Below are 12,614 nucleotides of genomic sequence, written 5' to 3' on the forward strand. Positions count from 1 at the left end.
GGGGTCGCCTTGACAGGTCGGGGCCGGGGCGGTGGCATCGCGCCCATGCCGCGAGGGAGAGCGAACGGATGACCAGCGCCGCGTCCGAGGCCGCATCGCCGCAGAACCCGCACGACCGCCTCTACGCCCTCCTGTCGCAGATCATCGAGGAGCCCGAGCGCCGGGGCGAGATCTCGGCCCAGATCGAGGCCGAGTTCACCAAGCGCCGCGCGGTGCTGGTGCTCGACATGAGCGGCTTCTCGCGCACCACCCAGGTGCACGGCGTGGTCTCGTTCCTGGTGATGATCCATCAGATGCGGCTGCTGGCGGTGCCGACGATCGAGGGGCTGGGCGGCATACTGGTGAAGGCCGAGGCCGACAACCTCTACTGCCTGTTCGACGAGGTGGCGCCGGCGGTGAAGGCCGCGCGCGAGATCATGCGCCAGCTCTCCACCGTCAACGTCCTGCTGCCCGCCAGCCGGCGCCTCTACGCGGCGATCGGCATCGGCTACGGCGACATCCTGGCGCCCGGCGACGAGGACCTGTTCGGCGACGAGGTGAACCTCGCCTCCAAGCTGGGCGAGGACGTGGCCCAGGGCGGCATGGTCCTGCTCACCGACGCCGCCCGCCGCCAGCTCGACCCCGCCGTCGCCTCCACCGAGGAGCGCGCCAGCATTTCGGGCCTCGCCCTGACCTACCACGCGGTGACCTGAGGTCGCGCCGGCGTCTCCGGCCCGCCCGCGTTCAGCGGTTGCGCCGCATCCGAGCCACCAGGCGGCCAAGGGCGGGGATGAGTTCGGGCTCCTCCGCGCGGCGATAGTCGTGGTCGGCCGGCAGGGCGTCGACCAGGCGCCGGTGGGCGATCCCGAGGTTGTGGTAGGGCAGGCGCGGCATCAGGTGGTGCAGGGCGTGGTAGCGCAGGCCCACCGGGGCCCAGAGGAACGGCAGCAGCGCGGGCGGCGGCACGTTCACCGAGTCCAGGAACTGGTCCAGGGGCGCCATGACCTCGCCGTCGTTGTCCCAGCGGTGCGCCACCGCGGTGCGCAGCTGGTTCAGGAAGGTCATCAGCGAGAAGATCAGCGCCGCCGTGGCCACCACCCGCCAGGGGATCAGGCCGGCGATCGCGAGTCCCGCCACGGACCAGCTCCAGAGCCACGCCCCGACCTCCTGCGCCAGCCAGGCGGGCGAGCGCGCGCGGTCGAAGTCCTCGCGGGCGAAGCCGGGGTTGATGACCATGCCCGAGGCGCGCGCGACCGCGAACCGCCGCACCGGCGGGATCAGGAAGCCCAGCGGCGCCAGCACGCCGAACCGGAGCAGGGTCCCGACCGGCGCCAGCAGGGCGATGCCCAGGAACACCAGGAGCTCGCCCACCGGCCGCCGGGCGAGCGGATGGTACTCCGGATCCCGCGCGGTCCCGTAGCGGTCCTTGGCGTGGTGCAGGATGTGCACGCCCTCGTACAGCAGCGAGGGCGTGAGCCAGGGCACGCCGATCAGCACGTTCCACGCGAAGTGGAAGCCGGGGAGGTCGTCGCGCCGCAGGTGGGTCAGCTCGTGGATGAAGCTGATGCCGCGATAGAGGGCCAGCACGCAGACCGCGCCGGCGGCCAGCGCCCAGCCGGGCGAGGCGGCCGTGGCGGCCACGAGGAAGCTCAGCCAGGTGACCAGCGCCGTCACCGCCAGGTCCGTCCAGTAGACGCGCGGGTTCGCCCGCGTCAGGTCGCGGGCGATCTCGTTCGCCTGGCGCGCCAGGCTCTGCTCGGCGGTGGTGGTCGCGGTGCTCAAGGCGCCCGATGTAAGCCCGGCGCGCGGATCGCCCAAGCCCCTTCGCGCGGCCTGCGTCCTCAGGCCTCGTAGGCGGCCCGCTCGACCGCCTCGAACGTGGCCAGCATGCCGGGGTCGGCGAAGGGCAGGAACTGGCCGAAGAGGACCCCCGCCACGCCGCTCGCCGGGTCCGCCCAGTAGTAGCAGTTGGCCAGCCCGCCCCAGGCCAGGCTGCCCGCCCGCCGCGCGCCCGGCACGTCGGCGTCGTTGCGCAGGAACCCCAGGGTCCAGGACAGCGGCGTCCCGGGCATCGGCCGGAAGTCGTGGCTGAGCGGCGGCATGGTGGTCGCCAGGCAGCCTGCCTGTCCCGCCTGGGCCGCCGGCTCGCGCAGCCCCCGCAGCGCCGCCGGTCCCAGCACGCCGCCGCCGTCGTCCGCGATCACGGCGGCCAGGAACCTGAGGTAGTCGCCCGCCGTGGAGTTCAGCCCGCCGCCGCCGTGCAGGACCGGCGCGGAGGGGAAGCGTTCGGCCGGCTCGAAGCCGCCGTCGGCGCCGCGGCGATGCATGCCGGCCATGCGCGACGTCAGGTCCGGCCCCGGTTCGAAGCTGGACGAGGTCATGCCCAGCGGGCGGAAGAACGCCTCGTCCAGGTGCGCCGCCAGGGTCTGGCCCGTGGCGTGCTCGATCAGCCACCCGGCCACGTCGATGCCGATGCCGTACTGCCAGCCCTCGCCCGGCTCGAACACCAGGGGCGGCCCCGACGCCAGCGATCCGGCGAGGCTTCCGCCCGTGGCCGCGAAGTAGCCGGCGAGCTCGGCGCTGAAGAAGTCGTACGCCAGCCCCGACGTGTGGCTCAGCAGGGACCGCAGCGTCAGCGGCCGCCGCGCCGCGCGCAGCCGCGGCCGTCCGTCGGGGCCCGTCCCGTCCAGCACCTGGGGCTCGGCGAGGGCGGGTATGCGCACGCCCACCGGCTCGTCCAGGTCCAGCGCGCCCTGTTCGACCAGCCGCAGCGCCGCCGCCGAGGTGATCGCCTTGGTGCACGAGGCGATCCAGAAGACCGCGTCGGGGTCCATCGGCGTGGGATCGGCCACGCCGCGCGCCCCGGCCGCCCAGAACCGGGCTTCGCCGTCGCGCAGCACCCCCGCCACCAGCCCGGGCGCCGCGCCCCGGGTCACGGCCTCGTCCAGCAGGGCCTGCATGCGCTCGGATGTCATTCCGTCCCCCGGCGACGCTTGAGCCCCGGGGCCCGGCGTCCTACGTTACGCCTCGGCGGGTCTTGCTGCGGCTCGCGTCGAAGGCAACCAAATTCCAGCGACCTTAATTCACTCAACGGGAGCTGTCCCTGCCCGGGATCGTGGTCTCAGGCACACGGCGCCCACCTGGTCTATCCAGGTCGAGGGAATTGAACAGTCCTTCACGGCTCCCGCGGCGCCGCCACCCATCCTCCCCGAGCCTCCGCACGCCCTGCGGCGGGATCCGGCCGGCTCCGCCGCGCCTCGCGCCGCCGGGACCTTCGCAGGCGATAGGACGCGGCATCTGCGCTAGAAGCGGGGGGTGACGTCCAAGACCGACCTCCGCGCCCGCATGCGGGTCCTGCGCCGCCGCCTCGCCGCCGAGGCGCCGGACGCGGCCGGGCGGCTCGCGTCCCATGTTCCCCCCGACCTGCCGCAGGCCGGCGTCGTGGGCCTCTACCATCCGGTGGGCTCCGAGATCGACCCGGGCGGGATCCGCATCGCCGGCGCCGCCGTCGCCCTGCCGGTCGCGGTCGCCAGGAACGCGCCGCTGGAATTCCGCCGCCATGCGCCGGGCGACCCCCTGGTCTCCGACGCGTTCGGCATCCTCGCGCCCACGCCGGCCGCGCCGCGGGTCTCGCCGGACATCGTGTTCACGCCGGTCCTGGCCTTCGACCGCAGGGGCGGGCGGCTGGGGCAGGGGGCGGGGTGCTACGACCGGACCATCGCCGAACTGCGCGCCGCCCGGCCCGTTCTGGTGATCGGCGTGGCCTACGCCGGACAGGAACTGCCGCAGGTGCCCATGGAGCCGCACGACGAACCCCTCGACGCCATTCTGACGGAGACGGGCTTCCTTCGCGTCGCTAGAGAGAGGCGATGAGGTTCGCCTTTTTCGGAGACGTGGTCGGCCGGTCGGGCCGCGAGGGCCTGGCCGAGCACCTGCCGGGGCTGCGCCGCCAGCTCGAGCTCGAGTTCGTGATCGTCAACGCCGAGAACGCCGCCGCCGGCTTCGGCATCACCGAGAGCACCGCCAAGGAGCTGTTCGAGGCGGGCGCCGACTGCCTGACGCTGGGCAATCATTCCTGGGACCAGAAGGAGGCGCTGACCTACATCGTCCGCGAGCCCCGCCTGATCCGGCCCCTGAACTACCCCGCCCTCGCCGCGGCCCCGGGCCGTGGGGCCCAGCTCTTCGAGACCGACGCGGGGCGCCGCATCCTGGTGGTGAACCTGCTGGGCCGCGTCTTCATGGACGCGCTCGACGATCCCTTCGCCGCCGTCGACAAGGAGCTCGAGGCCTGTCCGCTGGGCGCCGTCGCCGACGCGGTGGTGGTGGACATCCACGCCGAGGCCACGTCCGAGAAGATGGCCATGGGCCACTTCTGCGACGGCCGCGCCAGCCTGGTGGTGGGGACCCACAGCCACGTGCCGACCGCCGACGCCCAGGTGCTGCCGGGCGGCACCGCCTACCAGACCGACGCGGGCGCCTGCGCCGACTACGACAGCGTGATCGGCAACCAGAAGGAAGAGCCGCTGCGGCGCTTCACCACCCGCATCTCCGGCGGGCGCTACAAGCCGGCCGAGGGGCCGGCCACGGTCTGCGGCGTCTTCGTCGAGACGGACCCCGCCACCGGCCTCGCGCGCCGGATCGAACCCATCCGCCTCGGCGGCCGCCTGAAGCAGACCGTCCCGGCCCCGGAACCCGCAAGAGCCTAGTCCCGCGGGCGCGGCGCTAGTCGCCCCCTCTCGCTTCGCGAGCTCCCCCAGGGGGGGAGCATCACCCCGAGGTCCTCCCCCCTTGGGGGAGGTCCGGCGGCGCGGCGCGCCGGCGGGGAGGGGGTAGCCGGCAGGACCCCGCCCGCTACGCCACCGCCTCGGCGTCGGCGGCGGCGCTGGCGAGGCGGGCCTCGATGACCTCGCCGATCGCGACGATCAGGGCGGCCGGCTGGACCGGCTTGTGCTGCAGGGCGTCGAAGCCCAGCGCCTTCAGGCGGCCTTCCTCGCCCGACGTGGCGTCGGCCGTGAGGGCGATCACCGGGACGTCCGCGCGCCCGGCCTGGCCGCTGCGCAGGCGGCCCACCGCCTCGACGCCGTCCATGACCGGCATGTGCACGTCCATCAGGACGACGTCGAAGGTCTCCACCCTCAGCCGCTCGAGCGCCTGGGCCCCGTCGGGCGCGACCTCCACCGTGGCGCCGGCCGCCTCGAGGATGGCGCGCGCCACGGCCTGGTTGATGGGGTTGTCCTCGGCCACGAGGATGCGCAGCGTCGGCAGGTCGGCGGGGGCCGCCTCCTCGGGCATGGGCGAACGGGACGGCGGAAGCGGCAGGAACACCCGGAAGGTCGAGCCGGCGCCCGGCGCGGTCTCGACGGCGATCTCGCCGCCCATCATCGACGCCAGCTTGCGGCAGATGGCCAGGCCCAGTCCGGTGCCGCCGTACCGGCGCGCCGTGGAGGCGTCGGCCTGCGCGTAGGGGCGGAAGAGCGCCGCCACCTGGTCGGCGGACATGCCGATGCCGGTGTCGCGCACCAGGATCTCGACGCCGCCGTCGCCGTCGGCCGAGGGCGCGGCGCGCAGCGTCAGCACGACCTCCCCGGCCTCGGTGAACTTCAGCGCGTTGGAGATCAGGTTCAGCACGATCTGGCGGACCCGCGTCTCGTCGCCGGTGACGAGCGGCGGCACGTCGGGTCCCACCTCGCACCGCAGGACGAGGCCCTTCGCCCGGGCGGTCTCGGACCACAGCTCGATCGACTGCTCGGCCAGCGCGCGGAGGTCGAAGCCCGCCACCTCGAGGTCCATCCGGCCGGCCTCGATCTTGGAGATGTCCAGCACGTCGTTAAGGATCGCGAGCAGCCCGTCGCCGGACCGCAGGATGGTGTCGACGTAGCCCTGCTGGCGATGGTCGAGCGGGGTCCGCTGGAGCGCGCGCGCCATGCCGAGGACGCCGTTCAGGGGCGTGCGCAGCTCATGGCTCATCATGGCGAGGAAGGCGGACTTGGCCTCGTTGGCGGCCTCCGCGGACCGCTGGGCCGACGCCAGCTCCGCGGCGCACCGGATGTTGGCGCGGGCGCTCGCCACCACGTACGACAGCAGCATCAGGAGCCCGACGCCGAGCGTGGCGATCGACTCCCCGGCATAGCCGCCGAAGCCAACGGGGAGCAGGAACCAGAGGACGGCGGGCACCAGGCCGAGGGCGCCAAGCGCCACCGGGGACCGGAACGAGAAGCCCTGGGCGTGGACCATCAGGCCGGCCAGCACCGCCATGGCGGCCAGGCGATAGGGCTCGATGCCGGTGGACCAGTAGAGCACGGCGAGCGTCGACCAGACGCTGCTCGAGGCCACCATCGACAGCGCGTAGACGGCCCGGTCCCGCCGCGACAGGGCCGCGCCGACGTTGAGCGGGCGGGTGGCGACGCGGGTGATGAGTTCGGCGGCCAGGAAGCCCGCCAGCCAGAACGACGCCGTGGTCAGGCCGAACAGCCAGGCGGTGAGCGCCGCGGCGCCGGCCCCCATGGCCATGCGGACGCCGAAGATCCGGCGCGCGGTGACGGCCACCGCGTCCAGACGCTCGTCCAACAGCCTTGCGGCGACGCCGACCACGCTGCGCCTTCCCCTGCTTGCGCCCGCCGATCACCCCCCAGTGCGACAGGCCGCCGCACATTGCCGGTGAATGATGAACGGACCCTTGTTCTCCGAGCCCTCCGGGTCCCCGGTCGCGGCGACGGTTCAATCCGTCCCGAACTGTTCTAGGCTCGGCCCAAGGCCAAGGTCGGCCGGAGGAGAGGAGACGCCCGGATGCTGGCGAGGTTTGTGCTGCGGGCCGTGTTCGCGGCCCTGGGGCTGTGGGTGGCGTCCAGGATCGTTCCCGGGGTGGTGGTGACCAGCACGGGAAGCCTGATCGCGGCGGCGCTGCTGCTCGGGATCGTCAACGCCCTGGTCCGGCCTATCGTGGTCATCCTGACGCTGCCGCTGACGCTCCTCACGCTGGGCCTGTTCCTGCTGGTCGTGAACGCGATGATGATCGGGCTCGTGGCGGTGCTGCTGCAGGGCTTCCAGGTGCACGGGCTGGTGCCGGGCGTGCTCGCGGCGATCGTCACCGGCTTCGCGAGCTGGATCGGCAACGCCGCGATCAAGGACGGCCGGCGGGAGGGCTAGGGCGCCGGCTTGGCCGCCCGCGCGGCGGGACCGCACGGGACCTTCACCTTCGACAGGTTCGCAAGCTGCTCGGCGTAGGTGAAGGGCATGCCCGCCTCGCGTCGCCAGGCTTCCACCCGTGAGGCGTCCTCCAGCGGGAACGGCGCCAGCTTGCCGTCGACGCATCGGAGCTGCGAGCCGTAGCGCTGCGGGCGGCCCTCGGTGGTGGCCAGGCGGTCGTACATCAGGGCGTAGTCGGCGCCCGACGCCTCGCCCTGGGCGACGAACCGCTCGATGACCGGCAGGAAGCGGCGCCAGTTCTCGACGCTGCTGTGCTGGATGATCATGAAGGCGGCTCGCGAGGCCTCTTCGCCGTACTTGCTCCGGGAGAACCAGCCCTCGGGCGGGACCATCGCGAGCACCTGGGCCTCCACGGTCCGATCGACGTTCTGCATCGCGGCGCCCATCGCCTTGAAGGCCAGCTCTCGTTCGGCCTCGGGAGCCCTTCCGAGGTCGACGTCCTTCAGCGCCATGCGCGGCGCCTGGTCGAGCCGTCCCAGGCGCTCCAGCCGCTCGCGGTCTTCCCGCGGCGGCGGAAGTCGCGCCTGCGCCGCACGCTCGGCGGCGATGGCGTCGATGACGGGCGCGATCGCGGCCGCGAGCAGCAGTGCGGTGAACATCGAAACCTCCCCCGGGAGACCGCGAAGGCTGCCGCGCCCTGGGGGCAGGATTTGGGCGAACGAAAAAGGGCGGGACCCTGCGGTCCCGCCCTCTCCAACGCGTTCAGCTGAGCGCAGTCCCCGGGTCAAGCCCGGGGCAGGACTTAGAAGTCCATGTCGCCCATGCCGCCCATGCCGCCGCCCGGCATGCCGCCGGCCGGGGCCGACTTCTTGGGCGCTTCGACGATGGCGGCTTCCGTGGTGATCAGCAGGCCGGCCACCGAAGCGGCGTCCTGCAGGGCGGTGCGCACGACCTTCGCGGGGTCGATGACGCCGGCCTGCACCAGGTCCTGGTACTCTTCGGTCTGGGCGTTGAAGCCGAAGGTGGGCGAGGGGTTCTCGAGCACCTTGCCGACCACGATCGAGCCTTCCACGCCGGCGTTCTCGGCGATCTGGCGGATCGGAGCCTGCAGCGCGCGGCGCACGATGGCCACGCCGGCTTCCTGGTCGTCGTTGTCGCCCTTGAAGCCGTCGAGGACCTTCGAGGCCTTCAGCAGGGCGACGCCGCCGCCGGGGACGATGCCTTCTTCCACGGCCGCGCGGGTCGCGTTCAGGGCGTCGTCGACGCGGTCCTTCTTCTCCTTCACCTCGACTTCGGTCGAGCCGCCGACGCGGACCACCGCGACGCCGCCCGCGAGCTTGGCGAGGCGCTCCTGCAGCTTCTCCTTGTCGTAGTCCGACGTGGTGTCCTCGATCTGCTTCTTGATCTGGGCCACGCGGCCTTCGATGTCGGCCTTGTCGCCCGAGCCGTCGACGATCGTGGTGTCGTCCTTGGTGATGGTGACCTTCTTGGCCTTGCCCAGCATGTCGAGGGTGACCGACTCGAGCTTGATGCCCAGGTCTTCGCTGATCAGCGTGCCGCCAGTCAGGGTCGCGATGTCCTCGAGCATGGCCTTGCGGCGGTCGCCGAAGCCCGGAGCCTTCACCGCCGCGACGCGCAGGCCGCCGCGCAGCTTGTTGACCACCAGGGTCGCCAGCGCTTCGCCTTCCACGTCTTCCGCGATGATCAGCAGCGGACGGCCCGACTGGACCACGGCCTCGAGGACCGGCAGCAGGGGCTGCAGCGAGGAGAGCTTCTTTTCGAAGAGCAGGATCAGCGGCTCTTCGAGGTCGGCCTCCATCTTCTCGGCGTTGGTGATGAAGTACGGCGACAGGTAGCCGCGGTCGAACTGCATGCCCTCGACGACGTCGAGCTCGGTCTCGGCCGTCTTGGCCTCCTCGACCGTGATCACGCCCTCGTTGCCGACCTTCTCCATCGCGCGGGCGATCATCTCGCCCACTTCGACGTCGCCGTTGGCCGAGATGGTGCCCACCTGGGCGATCTCGCTGTTGGCCGACACCTTGCGGGCGCTGGACTTGATCTCCTCGATGACCTTGGCGACCGCCTTGTCGACGCCGCGCTTCAGGTCCATCGGGTTCATGCCGGCGGCCACCGACTTCAGGCCCTCGGTGACGATCGCCTGGGCGAGCACCGTGGCGGTGGTGGTGCCGTCGCCGGCCTTGTCGTTGGTCTTCGAGGCGACTTCACGGATCAGCTGGGCGCCCAGGTTCTCGAACTTGTCGGAGAGTTCGATTTCCTTGGCGACCGACACGCCGTCCTTGGTCGAGCGCGGGGCGCCGAAGGACTTCTCGATGACGACGTTGCGGCCCTTGGGGCCCAGGGTCACCTTCACCGCGTTGGCGAGGGTGTTGACGCCGCGCAGCATGCGGTCGCGCGCGTCGGAGGCGAAATAGACGTCTTTGGCAGCCATGATGCTGTCTCTCTTCCTTGAATGTTTGTGACGGTGCGGCGCTTAGGCGGCCTTCGCGACCTTGTCGGACTCGAGCACGCCCAGGATGTCGCTTTCCTTCATGATCAGCAGGTCCTGGCCGTCGAGCTTGACCTCGGTGCCGGACCACTTGCCGAACAGGATGCGGTCGCCAACCTTCACGTCCAGCGCGATGTAGTCGCCGTCCTCATCGCGGTTGCCGGGGCCGACGGCGATCACTTCGCCTTCCTGCGGCTTTTCCTTCGCGGTGTCGGGAATGATGATCCCGCCCTTGGTCTTCTCTTCTTCCTCGACGCGCTTGACGAGGACGCGATCTCCCAGGGGACGAAACGCCATGTCTGTTCTCTCTCTTCCGTACGGAACGGGTTCAAATCTGCGACGTCGGACCGGGCAGGACGTGGCTGTTAGCAGTCCCAGCCCCTGAGTGCCAACGTCGGGGGGCAGTTAGGAACCTCGCCGCCGCGAGTCAAGACGGGGCCCCGGATTCGCAAGCGGTCTTGGCTTTCGCGGAGGCCGACCTACTCTCGCCGCAAAGTGACGCGGGGAGGCGTAGATGGGACTGCAGGCCATGCTCGAGAAGGTCGTCCGCACCGGCGACCTGACCCTCAAGCTGCCCGGCGGGCGCACGCTGAAGCTGGGCGACGGCTCCGGGCCGCCGCTGACGGCGCGGATCACCACCGCCGCGTGGGCCGCCCGCATCGCCGCCAAGCCGGGCCTCGGCGTGGGCGAGGCCTACATGGACGGCGGCCTGGTGCTCGAGCAGGGGTCCATCGACGACTTCATCGACCTCATCGGGGCGAACGCCGAGAACCGCAAGAAGAAGGGCCGCAACCCCTTCCGCCGGTGGCTGAAGCGGACGCTGCGCGAGGCCAACGACCGCGTCGCGGCGCGCCGGAACGTCGCCCACCACTACGACCTCTCCTACGACCTCTATCGGCGCTTCCTCGACGAGGACATGCAGTACAGCTGCGCCTACTTCGAGCGGCCCGACATGACGCTGGAGGAGGCCCAGCTCGCCAAGAAGCGGCACATCGCCGCCAAGCTGCAGGCCCAGCCCGGCATGAGCGTCGTCGAGATCGGCTGCGGCTGGGGCGGCCTCGCCCTGCAGCTCGTCGAGGACTGCGACGTCGAGGTGGACGCGATCACGCTCTCGGTCGAGCAGCTCAAGGTCGCCAAGGAACGCGCCGAGGCGCTCGGCCTGGCGCACAAGGCCCGCTTCTCGCTCACCGACTACCGCGACCTGAAGGGGACCTACGACCGGGTGCTGTCGGTCGCCATGTTCGAGGCCGTCGGCCGGCCGAACTACCAGGAGTACTTCGACGGCGTGGCGCGGCTGATGAAGGACGACGGCGTCGGCCTGGTGCACGCCATCGGCCGGCCCGAGCCCGGCACCACCAACGCCTGGATCGACAAGTACATCTTCCCCGGCGGCTATTCCCCGGCCCTGTCCGAGGTGCTGCCGGCGATCGAGCGGGCGGGCCTCATCGTCACCGACGTCGAGATCCTGCGGCTGCACTACGCCGAGACGATCCGCCACTGGCGCGAGCGCTTCGCGGCGGCGCGCGCCGACATCGCCCAGCTCTACGACGAGCGCTTCTGCCGGATGTTCGAGTTCTACCTGGGGATCGCCGAGCAGAGCTTCCGGGCGCGGCGGCAGTTCATCTGGCAGATCCAGCTGGCCAAGCGGGTCGACGTGCTGCCCATCACCCGCGACTACATCGGCGAGACCGAGAAGGCCTACGCCGTGGCCAAGCGGAAGGCGGCCTGAACGCCTGCGGCAGACCGCGCCGCCCGCGTGAAATGTGTGGAGGCGCCCAAAATCCGCCGCTAGGGTCGGGCTGAACCGCTCGAACGACCGTTTGGAGAGACAGAATGCGCCGCGCCCTTGCGCTCGCCACCGCCCTGGGCCTCGTCGCCCCCCTGGCCATCGCCGGCGCCGCTTCGGCCGAGAAGTGGACCAAGTACGTGGACGCCGCGAACGGCATCCAGTGGTCCTATGACGGCGACTACTCGTACAAGGACCGCGAGACCGGCCGCATCGTCGTGATGCAGGCGATCTCCAAGCCCGACGCCAAGATCGGCCCCTCCGGCCCCGGCAAGCCCGACGGCGTCGGCAGCGTGGTCGCCATCGACTGCGCGAAGAAGAACATGATCACCCTGGGCGCGTACAAGCCGAACCAGCCGCTCGACATCAAGTCGACCTGGCGCAAGGACACGCCGAAGAAGGCCGAAGGCGCCGACAACGCCGCCCTCCTCGCCGCCGTCTGCCCCCACGTCGACCACGTCCCGGTGAAATAGCGGCTGTCATCCCGGTTTCGCCGCAGGCGAAGACCGGGACCCATAGACTCCGCGTTTCAGAACCCACCCGAACACCACCGCCGCGCTACGACGCCGGCCATCGGGCGCGTATGGGTCCCGGCTCTCCCCCCGGCTTAGGCCGGGGTCCGGCCGGGATGACCGGTCTCTTTTCCAGTTCCCACGCCTGTCATCCCGGTTTCGCCGCAGGCGAAGACCGGGATCCATAGACTCCGCATTTCAGAACCACCCGAACACCACCGCCGCGCCACGACGCCGGCCATCGGGCGCGTATGGGTCCCGGCTCTCCCCCCGGCTTGGGCCGGGGTCCGGCCGGGATGACAGGTCTCTTTTCCAGTTCCCACGGCTGTCATCCCGGTTTCGCCGCAGGCGAAGACCGGGATCCATAGACTCCGCGTTTCAGAACCACCCGAACACCACCGCCGCGCCACGACGCCGGCCATCCGGCGCGTATGGGTCCCGGCTCTCCCCCCGGCTTGGGCCGGGGCCCGGCCGGGATGACAGGTCTCTTTTCCAGTTCCCACGCCTGTCATCCCGGTTTCTCATCCCGGTTTCGCCGCAGGCAAAGACCGGGACGGATCAGGCGCCGCGCGCCGCCGCGCCTATCCCTAAAACAGTTGTTTGAATTCTCCCGAAAGTGCGCGACAAAGGACGCCAGAGAAAAACTGTTGGGAGCGACCCATGACCATGACCGCCGACCGGCCCG

General features: G+C 71.3%; 12 protein-coding genes and 1 other RNA gene. 7 read left to right on the forward strand and 6 right to left on the reverse strand.

Annotated features, from left to right (window positions below; genetic code table 11):
* Nucleotides 1-68: 68 nt before the first annotated feature.
* Nucleotides 69-692, forward strand: coding sequence for an adenylate/guanylate cyclase domain-containing protein (locus JNK30_RS09770; RefSeq protein WP_293482045.1), 624 nt, complete (start codon nt 69-71; stop codon nt 690-692).
* A 31-nt stretch (nt 693-723) separates the two neighbouring features.
* Here the strand turns inward: JNK30_RS09770 and JNK30_RS09775 are convergent, their stop codons facing one another.
* The gene (locus tag JNK30_RS09775) at nt 724-1,761 is read right to left on the reverse strand and encodes a fatty acid desaturase (protein ID WP_293482046.1); all 1,038 of its coding nucleotides are present in this window, start codon (nt 1,759-1,761) and stop codon (nt 724-726) included.
* Between the two features lie 59 nt (nt 1,762-1,820).
* Nucleotides 1,821-2,954 (reverse strand): serine hydrolase, encoded by a 1,134-nt coding sequence (locus JNK30_RS09780; RefSeq protein WP_293482047.1) that lies wholly within the window; start codon nt 2,952-2,954, stop codon nt 1,821-1,823.
* A 59-nt stretch (nt 2,955-3,013) separates the two neighbouring features.
* On the opposite strand from JNK30_RS09780, the gene ssrS reads away from it, so the two are divergent.
* From ssrS to JNK30_RS09795, 3 genes are all read left to right on the forward strand, one after another.
* Nucleotides 3,014-3,176: non-coding RNA, 6S RNA (gene ssrS / locus JNK30_RS09785), on the forward strand.
* Nucleotides 3,177-3,294: 118 nt separating this feature from the next.
* Complete coding sequence (locus JNK30_RS09790; RefSeq protein ID WP_293482048.1) at nt 3,295-3,852, forward strand: 5-formyltetrahydrofolate cyclo-ligase; 558 nt, start codon at nt 3,295-3,297, stop codon at nt 3,850-3,852.
* Nucleotides 3,849-4,685 (forward strand): TIGR00282 family metallophosphoesterase, encoded by an 837-nt coding sequence (locus JNK30_RS09795; RefSeq protein ID WP_293482049.1) that lies wholly within the window; start codon nt 3,849-3,851, stop codon nt 4,683-4,685. The genes JNK30_RS09790 and JNK30_RS09795 overlap by 4 nt, the downstream gene beginning before the upstream one ends.
* A gap of 145 nt (nt 4,686-4,830) precedes the next feature.
* Here the strand turns inward: JNK30_RS09795 and JNK30_RS09800 are convergent, their stop codons facing one another.
* Complete coding sequence (locus JNK30_RS09800; RefSeq protein WP_293482050.1) at nt 4,831-6,570, reverse strand: ATP-binding protein; 1,740 nt, start codon at nt 6,568-6,570, stop codon at nt 4,831-4,833.
* A gap of 198 nt (nt 6,571-6,768) precedes the next feature.
* On the opposite strand from JNK30_RS09800, the gene JNK30_RS09805 reads away from it, so the two are divergent.
* Nucleotides 6,769-7,125, forward strand: coding sequence for a phage holin family protein (locus JNK30_RS09805; RefSeq protein WP_293482059.1), 357 nt, complete (start codon nt 6,769-6,771; stop codon nt 7,123-7,125).
* Here the strand turns inward: JNK30_RS09805 and JNK30_RS09810 are convergent.
* The 3 genes from JNK30_RS09810 to groES form a co-directional block, all read right to left on the reverse strand.
* Complete coding sequence (locus JNK30_RS09810) at nt 7,122-7,784, reverse strand: DUF6624 domain-containing protein (protein ID WP_293482051.1); 663 nt, start codon at nt 7,782-7,784, stop codon at nt 7,122-7,124. The two genes, JNK30_RS09805 and JNK30_RS09810, sit on opposite strands and share 4 nt — an antisense overlap.
* A gap of 143 nt (nt 7,785-7,927) precedes the next feature.
* Nucleotides 7,928-9,574, reverse strand: a complete 1,647-nt coding sequence (groL, locus tag JNK30_RS09815) for a chaperonin GroEL (RefSeq protein ID WP_293482052.1) — start codon at nt 9,572-9,574, stop codon at nt 7,928-7,930.
* 42 nt (nt 9,575-9,616) lie between these two features.
* Nucleotides 9,617-9,928: a co-chaperone GroES gene (gene groES, locus JNK30_RS09820; protein ID WP_293482053.1), complete on the reverse strand. Its 312-nt coding sequence runs from the start codon at nt 9,926-9,928 to the stop codon at nt 9,617-9,619.
* Between the two features lie 217 nt (nt 9,929-10,145).
* Between groES and JNK30_RS09825 the strand changes: the two genes are divergently transcribed.
* Nucleotides 10,146-11,360: a cyclopropane-fatty-acyl-phospholipid synthase family protein gene (locus JNK30_RS09825; RefSeq protein ID WP_293482054.1), complete on the forward strand. Its 1,215-nt coding sequence runs from the start codon at nt 10,146-10,148 to the stop codon at nt 11,358-11,360.
* A 104-nt stretch (nt 11,361-11,464) separates the two neighbouring features.
* Complete coding sequence (locus JNK30_RS09830) at nt 11,465-11,890, forward strand: hypothetical protein (RefSeq protein WP_293482055.1); 426 nt, start codon at nt 11,465-11,467, stop codon at nt 11,888-11,890.
* Nucleotides 11,891-12,614: the final 724 nt, after the last annotated feature.

The organism is Phenylobacterium sp. (assembly GCF_016793225.1).
Classification (GTDB): domain Bacteria; phylum Pseudomonadota; class Alphaproteobacteria; order Caulobacterales; family Caulobacteraceae; genus Phenylobacterium.